Origin of the sequence: Microbacterium caowuchunii (assembly GCF_008727755.1) — a bacterium.
In the GTDB taxonomy this organism is placed as follows: Bacteria; Actinomycetota; Actinomycetes; order Actinomycetales; family Microbacteriaceae; genus Microbacterium; species Microbacterium caowuchunii.
This window is the reverse complement of record NZ_CP044231.1, coordinates 670858-690356: the sequence shown is the minus strand read 5'-3', so window position 1 is coordinate 690356 and position 19499 is coordinate 670858. Positions and strand designations below refer to the sequence as shown.

The following is a 19499-nucleotide window of genomic DNA, read 5'->3' as shown; positions in this document are numbered from 1 at the left end:
CTCCGCCCGTCCTGGCTCACGCGAGCCGACCCGTCACGATCATCAAGGAAGAGAACATGACCGACTACCAGGACGACATCATTGCCATCCGGGCGCTCAAGGAGCGGAACGGGGCGAGCTGGGATGCGATCGACCCCGAATCCGTGGCGCGGATGCGGGCACAGAACCGATTCCGAACCGGGCTGGAGATCGCCCAGTACACCGCGGACATCATGCGCCGCGACATGACCGAGTACGACGCCGACTCGTCGGTGTACACGCAGTCACTCGGCGTCTGGCACGGCTTCATCGGGCAGCAGAAGCTCATCTCCATCAAGAAGCACCTGAAGAGCACGAACAAGCGATACCTCTACCTGTCGGGTTGGATGGTCGCCGCTCTCCGATCGGAGTTCGGCCCGCTCCCCGACCAGTCGATGCACGAGAAGACCGCGGTGCCCGCGCTCATCGAGGAGCTGTACACGTTCCTGCGCCAGGCCGATGCCCGTGAGCTCGACCTGCTGTTCACGCGCCTCGACGACGCGCGTGCCGCCGGTGACGAGACGGCGGTCGAGTTCATCCAGTCGCAGATCGACAACTACGAGACCCACGTCGTTCCGATCATCGCCGACATCGACGCCGGCTTCGGCAACCCGGAGGCCACGTACCTGCTCGCCAAGAAGATGATCGAGGCGGGTGCCTGCGCCATCCAGATCGAGAACCAGGTATCGGATGAGAAGCAGTGCGGCCACCAGGACGGGAAGGTCACGGTCCCGCACGAGGACTTCATCGCGAAGCTCACTGCGGTGCGGTACGCGTTCCTCGAACTGGGCATCGACAACGGCGTGATCGTCGCCCGCACCGACTCCCTGGGCGCCGGCCTCACGCAGAAGCTCGCCGTCACGAACGAACCCGGCGACCTCGGCGACCAGTACAACGCGTTCCTCGACGTCGAGGAGATCTCGGAGAGCCAGCTCGGCAACGGCGATGTCGTCATCAAGCGCGACGGCAAGCTGCTGCGGCCGAAGCGGCTCGCCAGCAACCTGTACCAGTTCCGTCCGGGCACCGGCGAGGCGCGCTGCGTGCTGGACTGCATCACGTCGCTGCGCAACGGAGCCGATCTGCTGTGGATCGAGACGGAGAAGCCGCACGTGGACCAGATCGCCGGCATGGTGGACGCCATCCGCGAGGAGATCCCGAACGCCAAGCTCGTCTACAACAACAGCCCATCGTTCAACTGGACGCTGAACTTCCGCCAGCAGGCGTACGACCAGCTCGCACAGGAGGGCAAGGATGTCTCGGCCTATGACCGTGGCGACCTCATGAGCGTCGAGTACGACGACACCGAGCTGGCCCGACTCGCCGACGAGAAGATCCGCACGTTCCAGCGTGACGGATCCGCCCGGGCCGGGATCTTCCACCACCTCATCACGCTGCCGACCTACCACACGGCGGCACTGTCGACCGACGATCTGGCCAAGGGGTACTTCGGCGACGAGGGCATGCTGGCCTACGTGAAGGGCGTCCAGCGCCGTGAGATCCGCGAGGGGATCGCCACGGTCAAGCACCAGAACATGGCCGGCAGTGACATCGGCGACAACCACAAGGAGTACTTCGCCGGCGAAGCGGCGCTCAAGGCCGGCGGCAAGGACAACACGATGAACCAGTTCAACTGAGTCCCCGTACGGCGACTGTGCTTCTCCCCTGAGGAGGCCCCGGCTGCATCCGCGCCGGGGCCTTCCCACGTCCGCGCCGGTCCCTCCTTTCCCGCGAGCCTTTCCCGCGAGACTTTCCCGCGAGCCTTTCCCGCGAGACTGCATAGTGGCCACGAGACTGCGGCTGATTACATCCGTCTCGTGGGTAGCGTGCAGTCTCGCGGGGAGAAGGGGTGGTCTCGCGGAGAGGAGGAGCGCGGGTCAGGGGCGATCGGGGGCGGCCGACGGACCGGATGCCGCCGCCCGGGCGGCCGCGTACCCCTCCGCGTACCCGGCGGCGCGGCCCTCCGCGTACCCGGCGGCATGACCCTCGGCGTACCCGGCGGTGCGGCCCTCGGCGAGCGCCTCATCCGTGCCGAGGCGGAACATGTCCATCTCACCGGTCCGCACGAGCGTGCGGGCACCGGGGGTGTCGACCTCGTCGGTCACGAGCCGCCCCATCCCCCGGACGACGGCGACCGGGAGTCCCGTGGCCTTCCCCTTGACGAGGTCCGTGGCGCCGGCGATCTCATCCGCCACGACGGGCACGGTCACCGCCAGCGGACGTCCCTGCGTGTCGGTCCCGCCGCGCAGGTCGTCGACGACCTGCATGCCGGCCGCACCGATGGCGATGTCGGTCTGCCCCAGCCGCCACGCGCGACCGAGGGTGTCGCTGATGAGCACGCCGAGGCGCACCCCGAACCGCTCACGGAGCGTGCCGCAGAGGGCGCGCGCCGAAGCATCCGGGTCCTCCGGGAGCAGCAGGACGGTCCCCTCGGCGGTGTTGGAGGCGTCGACCCCCGCTGCGGCCCCGACGATCCCGAGGCGGTTCTCGACGATGCGCGTGTTACCGCGGGTGGCGACGACCCGGACGGTCTCGGCGGTGATGGCATCCTCGCGATCGGATGCGGCGACGATGCGCCCCTCCGCCTTCGAGACGATCTTGCTGGTCACCACGAGCACGTCGCCGTCCCGGCATCCGCCCTCGTGCGCGGCGAGGGCCGCACCGATCAGGCCCGCGAGGTCGTCCCCCGCGCACACCTCCGGGATACCCGGCAGCGCCCAGATCCGAACCCCCGCACCGTCCATCGGTTCATCGTTCCACACCGGCACGCCCTCCCCTGCCGCCGCCGCGCGGCGCGGCACACGGACGCATCCGCGCAGAGGCACGGACGTCCGGATACGCTCTATTCGTGACAGAACGCGCCCCCCTCTCCCGCAAGCTCACCGCGATCGCCGAATCCGCGACCCTCAAGGTCGATGCGAAGGCGAAGGCCCTGCAAGCCGCCGGGCGTCCCGTCATCTCCTACGCGGCCGGCGAACCCGATTTCCCGACCCCGCAGTTCATCGTGGATGCGGCCGCCGAGGCACTGCAGGACCCGGCGAACTTCCGCTACACGCCCGCCGCGGGTCTGCCGGTACTGCGCGAAGCCATCGTCGCCAAGACCCTGCGCGACTCCGGGCTCGAGGTCGACCCGGGCAGCGTCCTCGTCACCAACGGCGGCAAGCAGGCGGTGTACCAGGCGTTCCAGGCGGTCGTGAACCCGGGCGACGAAGTGCTGCTGCCGGCGCCGTACTGGACCACGTACCCCGAGGCGATCCGCCTCGCCGACGGCACCCCCGTCGAGGTGTTCGCCGGGGCCGACCAGGACTACAAGGTCACCGTCGAGCAGCTCGAGGCCGCCCGCACCGAGCGCACCACGGTGCTCGTCTTCGTCTCCCCCTCCAACCCGACCGGCTCCGTCTACACGCCCGAGGAGACTCGCGCGATCGGCGAATGGGCGCTCGCCCACGGCATCTGGGTCATCACGGATGAGATCTACCAGAACCTCGTCTACGAGGGTGCGCGTGCGGCATCCATCGTCGAGGTCGTGCCCGAGCTCGCGGGACAGACCATCCTCGTCAACGGTGTCGCGAAGACATACGCCATGACCGGATGGCGCGTGGGCTGGATGGTGGGCCCGAAGGACGCCATCAAGGTCGCCGCGAACCTGCAGTCGCACCTCTCCAGCAACGTGAACAACATCGCGCAGCGTGCGGCGCTGGCGGCGCTGACCGGACCTCAGGACGAGGCCGAGCGGATGCGCGACGCCTTCGACCGTCGCCGCCGCCTCATCGTGGCCGAGCTGGCGAAGATCCCCGGCGTCACCGTCCCGAACCCCCTCGGCGCGTTCTACGTCTATCCGGATGTGCAGGGACTCCTCGGCCGTGAGTGGCAGGGCGTCACCCCGACGACCACGCTGGAGCTGGCCGACCTGATTCTGGAGAAGGCGGAGGTCGCGGTCGTGCCCGGCGAGGCCTTCGGCCCGTCCGGATACCTCCGGCTCTCCTACGCGCTCGGTGACGAGGCGCTCCTGGAGGGTGTCCGTCGCCTGCAGGCCCTCTTCGCCTGACCCTGTCCCCTCTTTTCGTCGACTCGCCAAGTTCTGCGGGTGCCGGCACGCCCGCATCCGCAGAACTTGGCGAGTCGACAGGTGGGTGAGGGGGAACCGACTGCTCCTCCCCGGAGATGATCGGGGCGCGGCTGTGCACCGAATGGCGGGGAGCGCCGGCACGAACGCCCGGCGCGGCAGAACCATGAGCGGATGCAGCGCGCACCGCTCCCCTCGCACCTTCCCCCGTCCTTCACCGTGACCGATGCCCGCGCCGCGGGTGTCTCTCCCAGCAGGCTTCGCGCGCAGGACCTCGACGCACCGTACTGGGGGACGCGCACGCGGGACGAGCTCGACGGGCTCGAGCGTGTCCGACTGCTCCTGTCGGCAGTGCCGGAGCACGCGTTCCTGTGCGGACCGACGGCAGCGCTCGCCTGGGGCCTGCCGCTTCCCCGTGCGAAAGCCGCCCTCGCCCTGACGGAACCGGTCATCGGGGTGCCGCTGCCGGCGAACCGCATCCGTCGCCCGGGCATCCGCGGACGGGCGCTCCCGGTCGAACCCGAGGAGATCGTCGTCTGCGACGGGATGCGGTGCACCTCACCCGAACGTACCTGGGTCGATCTCGCCCACATCCTGGATCTGCCGAGCCTCGTCGCGGTCGCCGACCGGATGCTCGCACGGCGCGACCCGCTGGTGACCCGGGACGAGCTCGAGGCCGCCCATCGCCGGGCGGGTCGCGCACGCGGTGCGGTGGCCCGCGCGGAGTGCCTCGAGCTGGCGGCGGATGGTTCCGAATCGCCGCGCGAATCGGAACTGCGGGTCCTGCTGATCCTGGCCGGCCTGCCGGCGCCGGAACTCAACGTTGAGATCTTCCATGGTCATCGGTTCATGGCGCGCGTCGACATGCTCTATCGCCGCCAGCGCCTGATCGTCGAGTACGACGGCGACCACCATCGCGACCCCCACCAATGGAGTCTCGATCAGGTCAGGCGGGCCGACCTGGAGTCGCTCGGCTTCCGGGTCACCATCGTGACCGCCCGAGACTTCGACGATCCGGGCCGGCTCGTCGCCCGCATCCGCCGTCTCCTCGCCGCCCGATCCGACACCCTCCCGTCCCCTCGGCATCCCGCATCGCCCCGCGTCTCGGCCGCCGTGTCGGTCGACTCGCCACGAATTGCGTATGCCGGCCCCGCAGGACCCGCAAGTCCTGGCGAGTCGACCGAGGAAACGCAGGGAGGGCGGGCGGCGCGGGGGCGGGGGTGCTACAGCTCGACGCCGACGAGGACGGGCTCCGGCTGCAGCAGCAGACCGAACTCCTGCTGCACGCGCTGCTGGATGAACCGAGCGAGTTCGGCGAGCTCCTCGGCGGACGCACCGCCGCGATTCGTCAGCGCGAGCGCGTGCTTGCTGGACACCGCGGCGCGCGAGCGGGGCAGGCGGAAGCCCTTGCCGATGCCGGAATGCTCGATGAGCCATGCCGCGCTCACCTTGACGTCGATCGGCTGCGGCACCGGCGCGGGGACGTAGCCGTCGAACCGGTCCAGCGGATACACCTGCACCTGTTCGATCACCGGCTGCATCGGCCACCTCGGGCACGCGTCCGGCAGGGTACGGGCGAACTGCTCGGTGACGATCGCGTTCTGGAAGAAGGAGCCGGCCGAGGAGGTGTCCGCATCCGCCTCGTCGAGCACCATGCCCTTGCGCCGGCGGGTGGCGAGGACGTGGTCCCGCACCCAGGCGAGCGAGACGGATGCCCCGGGCTCGAGGCCCAGCGCCTGTCGCAGCTGCTCGCCCCGCACGGGATACTCGCCCTGCCCGACCTCCGTCAGCTCCAGCGTGACCGAGAGGATGACGGCACGCCGCGCCGGCGCGGACCCGTAGTGGTGCTTGAAGACGGACGTGCGGAACCCGAGACCGAGCTCGGACGCCGGCACGACCGAGACGTCCCCGGTCGCCTCGTCGATGATCTCCACCTCGACGAGGGTCTGCGAGATGTCCTGCCCGTAGGCGCCGACGTTCTGCACGGGCGCCGCACCGACGGTGCCGGGGATGCCGGACATCGCCTCGATGCCTGCCAGCCCCTCTGCGACGGTGTACGCGACGAGCGCGTCCCAGTCGTGTCCTGCCTGCACCCGGATACGCGTCGCACCGGGGCTCGCACCGGCGATCCGCTCGATCCCGCTCGTGAGGACCCGGAGGACCGTCCCGTCGAAGGGCTCGTCGCCGACGAAGAGGTTGGAGCCTCCGCCGAGCACGAACCAGTCGTCGCCGTCCGCCCAGATCTCCCGGAGGTCGCCGATGAGCTCCTCGCGCGTGCGCGCCTCACGCATGCGCAGGGGTGCGGCACCGGTCTGCAGGGTGGTCAGCCGCGACAGCGGCTGCGGGTCGACCTCGGTCATCGGCGCTCAGGCCACCCGGATCCGGACCTGGGCCTTGCCGAGCACGGTGGTGTCGGCGTGCGTGACGGTCAGGTCGATCCGCGCCGTGTCCTCATCCACCGCTCCGACGGTCGCGACGACCTGGACGTAGGCCCCTTCTTCGGCATCCACGACCACGGGGCGGGTGAACCGCACGCCGTACTCGAGGATCCGGCCGGAGTCGCCCAGCCACGGCACGAGAGTCTCGACGGCGAGTCCCATCGTCAGCATCCCGTGCGCGAGGACCCCGGGGAGACCGACACGGGTGGCCACGTCGTCACGGTAGTGGATGGGATTGAAATCCCCGGATGCGCCTGCGTAGCGCACCAGCGACTCCCGGGTCAGATGCACCTCGCGCTCGGCGACGACGTGCCCGATCTCGAGTGCGGCGGTCATTCGTCTCCCCCGATCAGCAGCACCGACACCGCGGTGACGACGTGGGCTCCGGCGGCATCCGTGATGTCCGCCTCGCTGGTGACCATCGCGCCCTTGCCGATGGCGCGCACCCCGGTCACCCGGAGCCGCGCCACGAGCTCATCGCCCGCGACGATCGGCCGGGAGTAGCGGAAGCGCTGCTCGGCGTGGATGGCGCGCTCGAGCACGATGCCGGAGTCCGGCTCGGCGAGCAACTGCTGCATGGTGAGGTCCTGCACCACCATCGCGAAGGTCGGCGGAGCGACGACGTCGGGGTAGCCGAGGGCCACCGCAGCGTCCACGTCGGTGTGCTGGGGGTCGGTCGCGAAGACGGCGCGGGCGAACTCCCGCACCTTCTCTCGGCCGACGAGGTAGGGGGGCGTCGGCGGGAATTCACGGCCGAGCAGCTCGGGGTTCACGGGCACTCCCCCATCCTAACGAGCAGGCTCCCGCACACCTCCGGAAGGGCTGGGGAAAAGGGTGGATGCGCAGGCTCAGCGCTTACGGCCGCGGACCGCTTTGATGGCCATCTGCGTGCCGACGAAGACCAGGAACGCGGCGAAGAGGATGTTGCCCAGCAACGGGGAGATGAGGGTCGCGAGCCACGCACCGACAGCGGTCGTGGTGCAGGCGGCGATGCCGACGATGGCCGCCGCCACCAGGTCGACGTTCTTACGGCGGAGATTCCCGATCGTGCCCGAGATGGCCGCCGGGATCATGAACAGCAGTGAGGTGCCCTTGGCCACCAGGTCGCTCGCACCGAAGAGCAGGATGAGCACGGGCACGACCACGACGCCGCCGCCGACCCCGATGAGGCCGGACAGGATGCCGGTGAGCACGCCCACGACGACGAGCGCGATACCCGACCAGACGGTCAGGTCGATCTGCGAGTCACGGGAGGGGATGACGATGAACAGACTCACGATCACGACGGCCACGAACGCCACGAACGTCCAGCGCAGCGCCGTCTGCGAGATCCGGGGCAGCAGCCACGTGCCGATCTGGGTTCCGACGATCGCGCCGGCGGCGAGGAGGATCGCGGCCAGCCAGTCGACCGATCCGTTGAGCGCGTAGGACACGACCCCGACCGCGGCGGTGGGCACGATCGCGGCGAGCGAGGTGCCCGCGGCGAGCCGCTGGTTGAAGGTGAGGAACATGACCAGCAGCGGCACGATCACGGTGCCGCCGCCGACGCCGAACAGCCCCGAGAGCAAGCCGGCGAGGAGGCCGGTGCCGATGCAGGTGAGGAAGAAGGCGGGGGCGCGCGCGGCGGAGGCGTGCTCGGGGGCGTGGATCACGTGAGCGAGCCTAGCCCTCGCCTGTTACGGCTTCTTTTCGCCCGCGCCCCGCGCTCCCCCGCGGCACCCCGAAGGCGCCCGGAACCGCGAGGACGGACGTCCCCGCGTCCGCTCCGCACGCGAAAACCGCGGGGCGGACGCGGGGAACGGACCTACTGGACCGACCAGCCGCCGTCCGAGGCGAGGATCGCCCCGTTGATGTTGACGCCGTCGTCCGACAGCAGGAACGTGATCGACGCGGCGAGCTGCTCGGCGGTCGCGAGCGTCGGGATCTGCGACTGGAAGGGCTGGAGCCGGGCCTGACCCGCCTCGGAGACGTGCGGCGGGAACGGGATGCCGGTGGCGACCCCGCCGGGAGCGACGGCGTTCACGCGGATGCCCTGCGGCCCGTACATGAACGCGGCCGACTTGGTCATGCCGATCACCGCGTGCTTCGAGGTCGTGTACGAGTTGCCCGACGCGTTCCCGCGCAGGCCCGCCTCGCTCGCGACGTTGACGATGGACCCGGATCCTGCCGCGACCATGGCCGGCAGCACCGCGCGCGCGAGCTTGAAGGAGCCGGTGACGTTGATCGCCATGACCCGGTCCCACATCGCGTCGCTCGTCTCGTGCAGCGGGGAGAAATCGTCGTTCACCCCGGCGACGTTCGCGAGCCCGTGGATGCGGTCACCCGCGGCAGCGGCCACCGCGTCCACGTCGGCCTGGGCGGTGATGTCTCCCGCGACCGTCACGATGTCGGCGTCCGGCAGTGACGCGGCGAACTGGTCGAGCTTGTCGGCCGAGATGTCGACGGCGATGACGCGCCCGCCCTCACGTGCGATGCGCGAGGCGGTGGCGCGGCCGATGCCGGATGCGGCACCGGTGACGATGACGGTCTTGCCGGCGAAGCGGCCCGGGGTCGTCTTCTCGACCCACACGCCACTCTCGTCCTCGACCGGAGCGACGCCGCCGTTGGCGGCGAGGACGAGGTCGTCGATCACGGACTGAGGCATCTGCCCCTGGCTCAGGGCGACGAGCTGCTGCAGCGGCAGCCCGCGCACCGGCGCGAGGGACTCCTCCTTGGCACCCGACTGGGCGAGCAGCCCGCGCACGAGTTCGCCGCCGACGGGGTGCTCCAGCCATTCACCGATCGAGCTGTTAGCCGTGAGGGTGGTGTTCTCCGACATCGTTTCTCCTTGTTCGAATCCGGGAACGAGGGTATATTCCCGCACGGGAAATGTTACTCCCCGGCCATCCGACCAGACAAGGAAATCCGCATGCCCGACACCGCTCCGCCCGCGCGACGGCGTGGTCGTGGCGAGCGCGCAGGACTCGATCGCGACGCGATCGTCGCCGCTGCCCGCAGCCTTGACCCGGAGGCCGTCACGATGCAGGCGGTGGCCGATGTCCTGGGGGTCGACCGGAAGGCGCTCAACCACCATGTCGGCGGCCGGGAGGAACTGCGTGAGCTACTCGCGGCGGACACCTTCACGCGCCGGTTCGCGGAGATCCACATCGATCCCCGCTCCGACTGGCGGGACGCCTGCCGGGCGTTCGCCGAGGGCACCCGGCGGGCACTGCTGGCCTCCGGCAATCTCGCCCTGCAGTTCCGCACCGCATCCGTGTCGGCGGTCAGCGCCATCCGCCCCGCCGAGGCTGTGATCGAGCGCATGCTCGCAGCGGGGTTCGACCGGGTCACCGCCGGCCGTGCGCTGCTGCTGCTCACCACGATCAGCGCCGGATTCGCGCGAGACGAGGTCATCGGCCGCACCTCCGGCGGCCATCCGCAGGTGGCGGAGTTCCGCGACCTCATGGCGCACGAACGCCCTGCGGGACTGGAGGTCCTCCAGCATCTCGACCGAAGCGGGTTCGAGGCGTTCAGCGACGAACAGTTCGCGTTCGACGTCGACGCCTTCGTGACGGCGATGGAAGCGCGCCTCCGAGGCTGAGCCTGCAGGGGCCTGCGCAGCGACAGCGGCTCAGCGCAGGGTGCGGCGCGCGCTGATCTGCCCGGTGTCGAAGCCCATCAGGTGCAGACCGCCGTGGAAGCGCGCGTGCTCGATCTTCAGGCACCGGTCCATGACCACCGTGAGCCCCTTCTCCTCGCCGTAGCGCGCCGCATCCTCGTTCCAGATCCCCAGCTGCACCCAGACGGCCGGTGCGCCGACGGCGAGGGCATCGTCGATGACGGCCGGGATGTCGCTCGCCTTGCGGAACACATCGACGATGTCCGGCACCTCGGGGAGGGAGGCCAGGTCGGGGTAGGCCTTCTGCCCCAGGATCTCGGTGGCGTTCGGATTGACGAAGTACACGCGGTAGTCGCTCGACTGCAGCAGGTACGTGCCCACGAAGTAGCTCGAGCGTGCCGGGTTGGCCGAGGCGCCCACGATCGCGATGCTCCGGGCCGCACGCAGGATCCCCAGCCGTTCCTTGGCTGACGGACCTTCCCAGGTGCGCTGCGACTTCAGCAGCTTCGCGAGGGGCGAGGCGGCGGGCAGGGCGCAGGTGAGTCCGTTGGCGAGCCGGGCCGAGACGAGTTCCTCGGTCATCATGCCTCCTGGGCGGCGGCGAGCGCCTGGTCGAGGTCGTAGAGGATGTCGTCGACGTCTTCGATGCCGACGCTGATACGGACGAGCCCGGGGAGCACGCCGCCGTCGATCAGCTGCTGCTCGGTGAGCTGCGCATGGGTCGTCGAGGCGGGGTGGATGACCAGGGTCTTCGCGTCGCCGATGTTCGCGAGGTGGCTGGCGAGGTCGACGGATTCGATGAACGTGCGTCCCGCTGCCCGACCGCCCTTCACGCCGAAGCTGAAGACCGCGCCCGGACCCTCCGGAAGGTAGGTGGCAGCACGGTCGTGGTGCGGATGCTGCGGGAGACCGGCCCAGTTCACGTATTCGACGCGCGGGTCGGCGTCCAGCCACTCGGCGACCGCACGGGCGTTCTCCACGTGCGCCTTCATCCGGAACGGCAGGGTCTCGACGCCCTGCGCGAGGAGGAACGCGGAGTGCGGCGCGAGGGCGGGGCCGATGTCGCGCAGTTGCTCGGCGCGGAGCCGGGTGAGGAAGGCGTACTCGCCGAAGTTCCCGGACCACTCGATACCGCCGTAGCTCGGTACCTCCTCGGTGAACAGCGGGAACCGCTCCGAGCTCCAGTCGAAGCGTCCGGACTCCACCACGACACCGCCCAGCGTCGTCCCGTGTCCGCCCAGGAACTTCGTGGCGGAGTGGATGACGATGTCGGCGCCCCACTCGATCGGGCGGCACAGGTACGGGGTCGCCACCGTGGAGTCGATGATCAGCGGCACGCCGGCGTCGCGCGCGACGTCGGCGAGGCCCTGGATGTCGGCGATCTCGCCGGAGGGGTTCGCGATCGTCTCGGCGAAGATCGCCTTCGTCCGCTCCGTCACGGCTGCGGCGTAGTCGGCGGGTTCGGCGGATGCGACGAAGGTCGTCTCGATCCCGAACCGGCGCAGGGTCACGTCCAGCTGGGTGATCGAGCCGCCGTAGAGGTTCGCGCTCGCGACGATGTGGTCGCCGGCCCCGGCCAGCGAGGCGAAGGTGATGAACTGGGCCGACAGGCCGCTCGCGGTCGCGACGGCGCCGAGCCCTTGCTCCAGCGACGCGATGCGCTCCTCGAAGGAGGCGGTCGTGGGGTTGGCGAGCCGACTGTAGATCGTGCCGTACTTCTGCAGCGCGAATCGGGCCGCCGCATCGTCCGTGTCGTCGAAGACGAAGGAGGCCGACTGGTAGATGGGCAGCGCGCGGGCGCCGGTGACGGCATCCGGGATGTTGCCGGCGTGGATGGCGCGGGTCCGGAAACCGTATTCGCGATCTGCCATGGTGGGAAGCCCTTCGGGTGGGAGTCGGCGGCTCCCCGAGCCTATCCGCGGCGCACGCGGCATCCGATTCCGATGACGCCTCGCGTAACACTGCACGCGAGCCGGCGTCACGCCGCGGGTGTCCCCGATCCGCGCAGCGCGTCGCGCGCCATGGCCGTCAGCACGCGCACGGTCTGCGTGGTGTGCGCCTGGGCGAAGTACGGGGTCGAGTTCAGCAGGCCGAAGCAGCCGAGCACACGGATCTGGCGTTCGGCCGAGTCCAGTTCTGGCCGGACCCGGGCCAGCACCGCATCCCAGTCCTGCACGTAGCTGCGCTGCAGAGCGCGGACCGTGCGGTTCGCTTCCGGCGACAGCTGCGCGAGTTCCCGGTCCTGCACCCGGATCACCGCCGGCGAGGTCGTCGTGTAGTCGATGTGGAAGCCGATGAGCCGGTCCAGCGTCCGCACCGGAGGGTCCCCGTCCTCGACGATCCGCCGACCGCCCTCGCTGAGGTGCGTGCTGGCGTCGATGAGGAGTTCACCGAGGAGTGCCTCCTTGCTGGGGAAATGCTTGTAGAGGGCGGGTCCGCTCATCCCGACGGCCTCGCCCAGCTCGACCGTCGAGACCGAGGCGTACCCGCGCTCCGCGAACAGTTCCGCGGCGGTGCGCAGCAGCTCGGCGCGGCGGTTCGCCTTCTGCTCGGTCCGCCAGGTCGTCGACATGGACCGAATCCTACGGGGCGTCCTGCCCCACCGTGACGACCGCGTCGGACACGGCGAGCACGCGCGCGCCGGACGCGACGGCACGGTGCGCCGCCCGCGGGTCGAGCAGCAACGCGGCTTGGCGATCCGCGGGGACCCCGTCAACGGTCAGGTCACCACGCAGATGCAGCAGCACGCGCGTGCCGATGGGCACCTCGGTCGTGCCGTCGAGGGTATGGAACGACAGCATCGGCGGAACGGCGAGAGCGGCGAAGCTCAGCACGAGGAGGGTGCTGACCCCGGTGACCCGCAATCGCGGACGCCGAAAGGAGACCGCGCTCGAGCGCACCAGCAGCGCGCTGTCCCGTCGCAGCGCCGTCGAGTGCTCCGGATCACCGAGCGCGACCTGGGGGCCGGACAGCCCGACGATGCGCTGATGCGTGTGGTCGGGGGCGAGGAACGCGCCGCCCGCCCCCTTCAGCTCGATGAGCTGCACCTGCCACCGGCGCTCCGACCCGGTCCCCTCCTCCGCCCAGATCCGCCGGAGCGTCCCGGTCCCCTCATCCAGGGGACGGCGCGGGAGGTCGCGGAAGCTCAACGGGCGCGGGAGTCCGGCGGGGACGTCCCGTGCGGTGTCGTGATCGGTCATGGTGGGGGATCCGGGGTCGCGGCACAGACGTGCCGCACCGCGGGACCGCCGCGCCGGACGCCTCACAGGCGACAGGGGCGCCGCCCGATCCCCCCACCTTTCCGTGCCCTCGTTTCGCCGACGTTTCCGGAGAGCTCACCCCGGTAAACAAGCGGTGACGCCGGTGATCCGGCGGACGCCTCAGACCGGCGGAGCGGCCGTCTCCGTGGCGGCGGGAGCGCGTCGCGCGGACGCGCGCAGCGACTCGACGGAGATCGTCGCGGGGTCCTCGAGCGGGAAGTGGCAGGCCGCCCGATGACCCGGCACCCCCACCTGGGCGAGCTTCGGCTCGACCGTCGCGCAGATCTCCTGCGCCCGCGGACACCGCGTCCGGAATCGGCATCCGCTCGGCGGATGCAGCGGCGACGGCGGCTCACCCTTCATCGGAACGGGTCGGCGAGCCACGCCCGTCTCCGGGTCGAGCCCGGGGATGGAGTCCAGGAGCGCTCGCGTGTACGGATGCCGAGGGGCGCGGTAGAGCTCCTCGGACGGACCGATCTCCGCGAGTTGGCCGAGGTGCATGACGGCGACGACGTCGCTGATCTGCTTGACCGTGGCCAGGTCGTGGGCGATGAAGATGTAGGCGAGGCCGAGTTCGCGGCGCAGCTTCTCGAACAGGTTCAGCACCTGCGCCTGGATGAGCACGTCGAGCGAGGAGATGGCCTCGTCGCAGATGATCAAGGCGGGGTTCAGCGCGATCGCACGGGCGATCGCGACGCGTTGCGCCTGACCGCCGGAGAGCTCCATCGGCCGGCGCCGCATGTACTGATCCGGGTTGAGCCCGACGAGGTCGAGGAGCTCCCGCACGCGTACACGGCGATCCGCGCTGCTCATCCTGCCGTGCCCGAGCAGCGGCTCGGCCACGACGTCCTCCACGCGCCAGCGCGGGTTGAGCGAGCCGAACGGGTCCTGGTAGACCATCTGCATCTCGGCGCGGGCGGCACGCAGCTGCCGCTTCTTCATCCCCACCATCTCGCGTCCGCGGAACACCACGGAGCCGGACTTCGGCGGGTCCGCCTGGATGACGGCGCGCGCGAGGGTGGACTTCCCGGAGCCGGTCTCCCCGACGACCCCGAGGGTCTGTCCGGCATACAGCTCGAAGGAGACGTCCGACACGGCGTGCACGACGCCGGCCTTCACGCCACCCGGGCCTCGGCTGACGAACTCCTGCACGAGGTGCTCCACGGTCAGGATGGGCTCATCGCGGGACTGCCCCGCGCCCGCGTCGATGTGCGGTTCGGCCAGGGTCATCGCACGACCTCCTCGTGTTCGTCCGCTGCGGCGGATGCATCCTCCGTGTCCGCGTTCGCCGGCGGACCGGCGACCTCCGGGGCGGTCTCGTCGATCGCGCCTCCGGTCAGAGCCGGATCGTCGCGTGACACAGGATGCCAGCAGGCGTACCAGTGGCCCGGCTCGTGTTCATCGAGCGGCGGCGCCTCCTCGCACTTCTCGGTCGCCTTCGGGCAGCGCGGGCGGAACGGACATCCGGTCGGCAGCGCGCTGAGGTCCGGCGGCTGGCCGCCGATCACCGTGAGTTGCGAGTGCGGCACGGTCGTCAGCTGCGGGATGGCCCCGAGCAGGGCCTTCGTGTACGGCATCCGGACGTTGCGGAACAGGGTGCCCGTCGCGGCGTGCTCCACGGCGCGCCCCGCGTACATCACGAGCACATCGTCGGCGTAGCTGGCGGCCAGGCCGAGGTCGTGGCTGATCAGGATCACCGCCGTTCCCAGACGTTCCTGCAGGTCGACCAGCAACTCCATGATCTGGGCCTGCGTCGTCACGTCCAGAGCGGTGGTCGCCTCGTCGGCGATGAGGACCTTGGGATTGCCGGCCAGGGCGATCGCGATCATGACGCGCTGGCGCATGCCTCCGGACAGCTGATGCGGGTACTCGTGGAATCGCCGTTCCGCCGCCGGCAGCCGGACGAGCTTCAGCAGCTCGACCGCGCGTTCCGCCGCGGCTTTGCGGGAGATGTCGCTCTGCATGCGCAGCGCCTCGGTGATCTGGGCGCCGACGCTCATGGTCGGGTTCAGCGATCGCGCGGGGTCTTGGAAGACCATCGCCACGTCTCGTCCTCGGATCTCGCGCATCGCCTTGTCGCTGCGCCCGATCAGCTCGATATCGTGCAGCCGCGCAGACCCCGTGATGTAGGCGCTCGGCGGGAGCAGTCCCATGAGCGCGCGCACGCTCACCGACTTGCCGGAACCCGACTCCCCGATGATGGCCAGCATCCGTCCCCGCCGCAGGGTGTAGGAGAGCCCGTTCACCGCGTGGATGAGCTTGCCGCCCCGCGAGAAGGTGATCCGCAGGTCGTCCACGGTGAGGACGGCGTCGTCCTCACCCCCACCGGGCCCACCCGTCGTCGTCTTTTCGAGCATCGTCATCGACCACTCATTTCGTCTCGGACGTTCTCACCGAGGAGGTTGAATGCCAGCACCGTCACGAGCAGTGCGAGGCTCGGCCAGAGGACGAGCAGAGGCGTCGCCGACAGCGACTGCTGGCCCTCGTAGATCATGTTTCCCCAGCTGGGCTGCGGGGCCGGGATGCCGAGTCCGAGGAAGCTGAGCGCACCCTCCGTCACGATCACGATGCCCATTCCGAGCATCGCGAAGTTCAGCATCTGGGGGATGATGTTCGGCGCGATGTGCCGGAGCAGGATGCGCCAGGACGGGCTTCCGCTGAGCTCCGCCGCCTGGATGAACGGCATGTTGACCACGCGCAGGGTGGCCGACCGCGAGATGCGGGCGACGGCCGGGATGCTGAACGCGCACAGCGCGAGCACGGTGTTCGGCAGGCTGGGTCCGAGCGCCTGCGCGATCGCGATGGTGAGCACGAGCGACGGGAACGCGATCAGCACGTCGAGCGCCCGCATGATGATCGTGTCCGTGATGCCGCCGAGGTAGGCGGCGATGGCGCCGATGATCCCGCCGACGACCGTTCCGATCAGATTGACCGCGATGGCCACCGTGAGCGAGGTCCGCCCGCCGAACAGGAGCCGCGAGAGGACATCGTTCCCGTTGACGTCCGTGCCCAGTGGATGCCCCGGGGATCCCGGAGGCAGGGCACTGTCGAGCACGCTGCCGCCGATCGGCGAGGGCAGCGGCAGCACGAACGGCCCGATGAAGCACAGGACGAGCAGGAAGCCCACGACCCCACCAGGGATCGCGACGATCAGCCGACGTCGGATCTTGGCCCAGCGCATGCTGCGCTCGGACGGGTCTACGACAGCGGGGGCAAGGACGCGGGCGGTGGTGGCGGCGTCAGCGAGAGCCATAGCGGATCCTCGGGTCCAGGACGGCGTACATCACGTCCACAACGAGATTGGCGAACACGGCAACCGCCGCGAAGATGAAGACACAGATCTGCACGACCGCGACATCCCGGGACATGGCGCCCTGGAGCATCATCATGCCGAGGCCCGGCATCGCGAAGATCTGCTCGATGATGATCGTGCCTCCGACGAGCCCGCCGACGTTGAGACCGACGAGGGTCAGCAGTCCGAACGACGAGTTGCGGAAGGCGTGCACCCAGAGCACCCGCCACGGACCGACGCCCTTCGCCCGCGCGGTCTCGATGTAGTCCGCGGAGTTCATCTGCTCGACGAGGTCGCCGCGCAGGAATCGCGCGTAGAAGCAGGAGATCGGCACGCCGAGGGCGAGCACGGGGAGGGTGACCGATCGGAGGTTCTCCCACAGTCCGTCCTCTATCGGAACGAAGCCGATGGCGGGCAGGGTGCGCAGGCTCACGGCGAAGACCAGGACCAGCAGGAGCGCCAGCACGTAGTTCGGAACCGCGAGCAGGGTCATGGAGATGACCATGACGATGCGGTCGAACACCCCGCCGGGCTTGCGGGCGGCGAGGAGGGCGATGGGAAGGGCGATCACGAGCGAGAGAGCGAACGCGAGGAGCACCAGCTCCATCGTCACCGCCATCCGCTCGCCCACCAGAACGGCGACGGACTGACCACTCACGGTCGAACGACCCAGGTTGCCGGTCAGGAATCCCAGCAGCCACGAGACGTACCGCTCGACCGGGGACCGGTCCAAGCCGAGGCGCTTCCGGACGGACTCGACCTCCTCCTCGGTGGCGTCCATGCCCGCCTGCTGACGGGCAGGGTCTCCCGGCATGGCCTCCAGGAGGGCGAACACCAGGACACTGATCGCGAACAGCAGGGGGATGGCGATCAGCACCCGCCGGACGATGAGCCGGACCAGGGGGGAGCCGGCCACCCGGCCGAGGAGCGACGAGCGCTCCTCGGTCCGGATGGACGTCGTCTCTTCGACGGTGTTAGTCACTCTCGACCCAGACCCGGTCGTACAGGACGCCCTGGTTGACCGCGAGCGCCGGGATGGGCGTGGTCAGCCCGGGACCGTAGACGTTCTTGCGCATGACCTGGGCGGGGCTGAACGCCATACCGAAGGGTCCGTACGCCTCATCGGAGATGTACTTCGCGACGGCTGCGTAGCGGGCCTTCCGCTCCTCGGGATCGATCGTGGCGATCGAGTCGGCGAGGAGCTGGTCGAGCTCGGTCTCGAGCCCCCGGGCCAGGGCGTCCCCGGCGTTGGCCGCACCCTCCGGCAGCGGCGCGCCGCTGTACGGCGAGGTGGAACCGAACCGGACGCTCACGCCGATGCCGACCGACGGGTCCCATGCTCCAGCGGTCTGCAGCATCGCCTCCCACTGCCCGCCGACGAAGTCGCTGATCACGTCGCCGAGGGCCTGCGCCTCGATCTCGACATCGATACCGGCTTCCGCCCACTGCGTCTGCAGGGCGGTGGTCACGGACCGGGCGGTGACGATGTCGGTGGTGCCGAGGGTGACCTTCAGCCCGCCGAGCTCCTCGACGATCTCCTTGGCCTTCTCGGGGTCGTAGGTGCGGTAGCCCTCGACATCGGGCTCCCAGAACAGACCGCCGGAGGCGGTGAAGGACTGGCTCATCTCGCCCTGCCCCTTGAACAGGCCCTCATTGATCGCGTCGAAGTCGGTCGCGTAGTAGATCGCCTCTCGGGCACGCTTGTCGTCGAACGGCGCGATGCGGCTGTTCAGCTGGATCACGTACGGCGATGTGGGCGCTCCGAGGACCACCTTCACATCGGGGTTCTTCTCCGCCTCCTCGATGAGCGTGACCGAGCTGAGACCCTCGATGACGTCACCCTGGCCCGCCAGCAGCGTCTGGTAGGCGACCTGGTCACCGGCGACGGACTGGAACGTCAGCTCGTCGAGGTACGGCAGCCCCTCCTTGAAGTAGTCCGGGTTCTTCTCCAGCTCGAGCCGCTCATTGAGCTTGTCGCTGGTGACGATGAACGGGCCGGCTGCGACGGGCATCAGGCTGAACGCCTCCGCCCCCATCTCGGCGTACGCCGTCGGCGAGCCGATGAGGTTGAGGTTGGTGCCCGGGAAGCTGTTGAGGAGCGAGCCGTTCACCGTGTTGAGCTGGATCTTGAGGGTCAGGTCATCCACGACCTGGATGGCGGTGAGGTCGCTCTCGACGTCCGCCTTGTTGACGTCCTCCGGCAGGGCTGCCCAGAGGCTGTCCATGAACTCCGGGTCCAGCGTCGGCGCCGGCCCGTCGGTCTTCAGATCGATCCGGGGAGCGCCGGTGCTGCCCGAGTTCAGAGCCCGGATCCAGTTCCACAGGACGGCGTCGGCATCCATCGGAGTGCCGTCGGTGAAAGTGATGCCGTCGCGGAGCGTGATCGTGAGCGTGCGGCCCTCGTCGGTCCACTCGTAGCTCTCGGCCTGGTTCGGCACGATCTCTGCCTCCGCGCCCTCCTCGGACTCGAGGGTGAACAGGCCGCCGAAGATCGCGCTGTTCTGGGGCAGGTTCGCCCCGGTCGTGTTGCTGGTCGCGGGGTCGAGGCCGGTGGCCCAGCCTCCCGCGAATCCGGCGTCGAGCAGCACGGTCAGATCGCCGCCGCTCTGCGGCTCACCGCTCTTTCCCTCATCGGTGGCGTCGGACTGCCCGCCGGGGGCGCAGGCCACCGAGGTCAATCCCAGGCCCAGCACGACGGCGAACGAGCCGATCAGCCGCGCTGCTGACCTTCCTTCGTTGCGAATTCTTTTCATGTGACGCTTCCCCTTGGACGTAGCGTTCCGGAGTTGTCGCGGCGGCTTCAGCGCCGCAGAGGCCCGGTTTTCCGGGC

Annotated in this window: 18 protein-coding genes and 1 pseudogene; 4 read left to right on the top strand and 15 right to left on the bottom strand. The window is 69.7% G+C overall.

Translation table 11 applies throughout. The features are described from left to right. Nucleotides 1-56 precede the first annotated feature (56 nt). On the top strand, nt 57-1652 hold the full coding sequence (locus F6J84_RS03250) for an isocitrate lyase (protein ID WP_150971342.1): 1596 nt from the start codon (nt 57-59) through the stop codon (nt 1650-1652). Between the two features lie 240 nt (nt 1653-1892). Here F6J84_RS03250 and F6J84_RS03245 read toward each other — a convergent pair whose 3' ends face one another. Then, nucleotides 1893-2759: a coenzyme F420-0:L-glutamate ligase gene (locus tag F6J84_RS03245; RefSeq protein WP_150971340.1), complete on the bottom strand. Its 867-nt coding sequence runs from the start codon at nt 2757-2759 to the stop codon at nt 1893-1895. Between the two features lie 104 nt (nt 2760-2863). On the opposite strand from F6J84_RS03245, the gene F6J84_RS03240 reads away from it, so the two are divergent. Both F6J84_RS03240 and F6J84_RS15795 read left to right on the top strand, forming a co-directional pair. Further along, a complete protein-coding gene (locus F6J84_RS03240) occupies nt 2864-4063 on the top strand; it encodes a pyridoxal phosphate-dependent aminotransferase (protein ID WP_150971338.1) in 1200 nt (399 codons plus the stop codon). 192 nt (nt 4064-4255) lie between these two features. Beyond that, nucleotides 4256-5017: pseudogene (locus tag F6J84_RS15795) on the top strand (hypothetical protein); the annotation flags it as partial. A gap of 287 nt (nt 5018-5304) precedes the next feature. Here the strand turns inward: F6J84_RS15795 and F6J84_RS03230 are convergent. The 5 genes from F6J84_RS03230 to F6J84_RS03210 form a co-directional block, all read right to left on the bottom strand. Further along, complete coding sequence (locus F6J84_RS03230; RefSeq protein ID WP_150971334.1) at nt 5305-6441, bottom strand: UDP-N-acetylmuramate dehydrogenase; 1137 nt, start codon at nt 6439-6441, stop codon at nt 5305-5307. Nucleotides 6442-6447: 6 nt separating this feature from the next. Continuing rightward, on the bottom strand, nt 6448-6855 hold the full coding sequence (locus F6J84_RS03225; RefSeq protein ID WP_150892968.1) for a MaoC/PaaZ C-terminal domain-containing protein: 408 nt from the start codon (nt 6853-6855) through the stop codon (nt 6448-6450). After that, a complete protein-coding gene (locus F6J84_RS03220) occupies nt 6852-7298 on the bottom strand; it encodes an FAS1-like dehydratase domain-containing protein (protein ID WP_150892969.1) in 447 nt (148 codons plus the stop codon). The genes F6J84_RS03225 and F6J84_RS03220 overlap by 4 nt, the downstream gene beginning before the upstream one ends. A 69-nt stretch (nt 7299-7367) precedes the next feature. Further along, nucleotides 7368-8171 (bottom strand): sulfite exporter TauE/SafE family protein, encoded by an 804-nt coding sequence (locus F6J84_RS03215; RefSeq protein ID WP_238702577.1) that lies wholly within the window; start codon nt 8169-8171, stop codon nt 7368-7370. Nucleotides 8172-8323: 152 nt separating this feature from the next. Then, nucleotides 8324-9337 carry an SDR family NAD(P)-dependent oxidoreductase gene (locus F6J84_RS03210; RefSeq protein WP_150971332.1) on the bottom strand — a complete coding sequence of 338 codons (1014 nt, stop codon included), beginning with the start codon at nt 9335-9337 and terminating at the stop codon, nt 8324-8326. A 90-nt stretch (nt 9338-9427) separates the two neighbouring features. Between F6J84_RS03210 and F6J84_RS03205 the strand changes: the two genes are divergently transcribed. Beyond that, nucleotides 9428-10099, top strand: coding sequence for a TetR/AcrR family transcriptional regulator (locus F6J84_RS03205; RefSeq protein WP_150971330.1), 672 nt, complete (start codon nt 9428-9430; stop codon nt 10097-10099). Nucleotides 10100-10129: 30 nt separating this feature from the next. Here F6J84_RS03205 and F6J84_RS03200 read toward each other — a convergent pair whose 3' ends face one another. The 9 genes from F6J84_RS03200 to F6J84_RS03160 all read right to left on the bottom strand — a co-directional run bounded on the left by F6J84_RS03200 (nt 10130) and on the right by F6J84_RS03160 (nt 19422). Then, the gene (locus F6J84_RS03200) at nt 10130-10702 is read right to left on the bottom strand and encodes a CoA-binding protein (RefSeq protein ID WP_150971328.1); all 573 of its coding nucleotides are present in this window, start codon (nt 10700-10702) and stop codon (nt 10130-10132) included. Then, nucleotides 10699-11988 carry an O-acetylhomoserine aminocarboxypropyltransferase/cysteine synthase family protein gene (locus F6J84_RS03195; protein WP_150971326.1) on the bottom strand — a complete coding sequence of 430 codons (1290 nt, stop codon included), beginning with the start codon at nt 11986-11988 and terminating at the stop codon, nt 10699-10701. Before F6J84_RS03195 ends, F6J84_RS03200 begins: the two co-directional genes overlap by 4 nt. Nucleotides 11989-12095: 107 nt before the next feature. Next, nucleotides 12096-12689, bottom strand: coding sequence for a TetR/AcrR family transcriptional regulator (locus tag F6J84_RS03190; protein ID WP_150971324.1), 594 nt, complete (start codon nt 12687-12689; stop codon nt 12096-12098). 10 nt (nt 12690-12699) lie between these two features. Beyond that, complete coding sequence (locus F6J84_RS03185; RefSeq protein ID WP_150971322.1) at nt 12700-13317, bottom strand: hypothetical protein; 618 nt, start codon at nt 13315-13317, stop codon at nt 12700-12702. 180 nt (nt 13318-13497) lie between these two features. Further along, on the bottom strand, nt 13498-14607 hold the full coding sequence (locus F6J84_RS03180; RefSeq protein ID WP_150971320.1) for an ABC transporter ATP-binding protein: 1110 nt from the start codon (nt 14605-14607) through the stop codon (nt 13498-13500). After that, nucleotides 14604-15740 (bottom strand): ABC transporter ATP-binding protein, encoded by a 1137-nt coding sequence (locus F6J84_RS03175; RefSeq protein ID WP_150971318.1) that lies wholly within the window; start codon nt 15738-15740, stop codon nt 14604-14606. The genes F6J84_RS03180 and F6J84_RS03175 overlap by 4 nt, the downstream gene beginning before the upstream one ends. After that, complete coding sequence (locus F6J84_RS03170; protein WP_150892978.1) at nt 15737-16630, bottom strand: ABC transporter permease; 894 nt, start codon at nt 16628-16630, stop codon at nt 15737-15739. Before F6J84_RS03170 ends, F6J84_RS03175 begins: the two co-directional genes overlap by 4 nt. Next, nucleotides 16617-17651, bottom strand: coding sequence for an ABC transporter permease (locus tag F6J84_RS03165; protein WP_202980471.1), 1035 nt, complete (start codon nt 17649-17651; stop codon nt 16617-16619). Before F6J84_RS03165 ends, F6J84_RS03170 begins: the two co-directional genes overlap by 14 nt. Next, entirely contained in the window at nt 17644-19422 is a 1779-nt protein-coding gene (locus tag F6J84_RS03160) for an ABC transporter substrate-binding protein (protein ID WP_191905737.1), read from the bottom strand. Before F6J84_RS03160 ends, F6J84_RS03165 begins: the two co-directional genes overlap by 8 nt. Nucleotides 19423-19499: the final 77 nt, after the last annotated feature.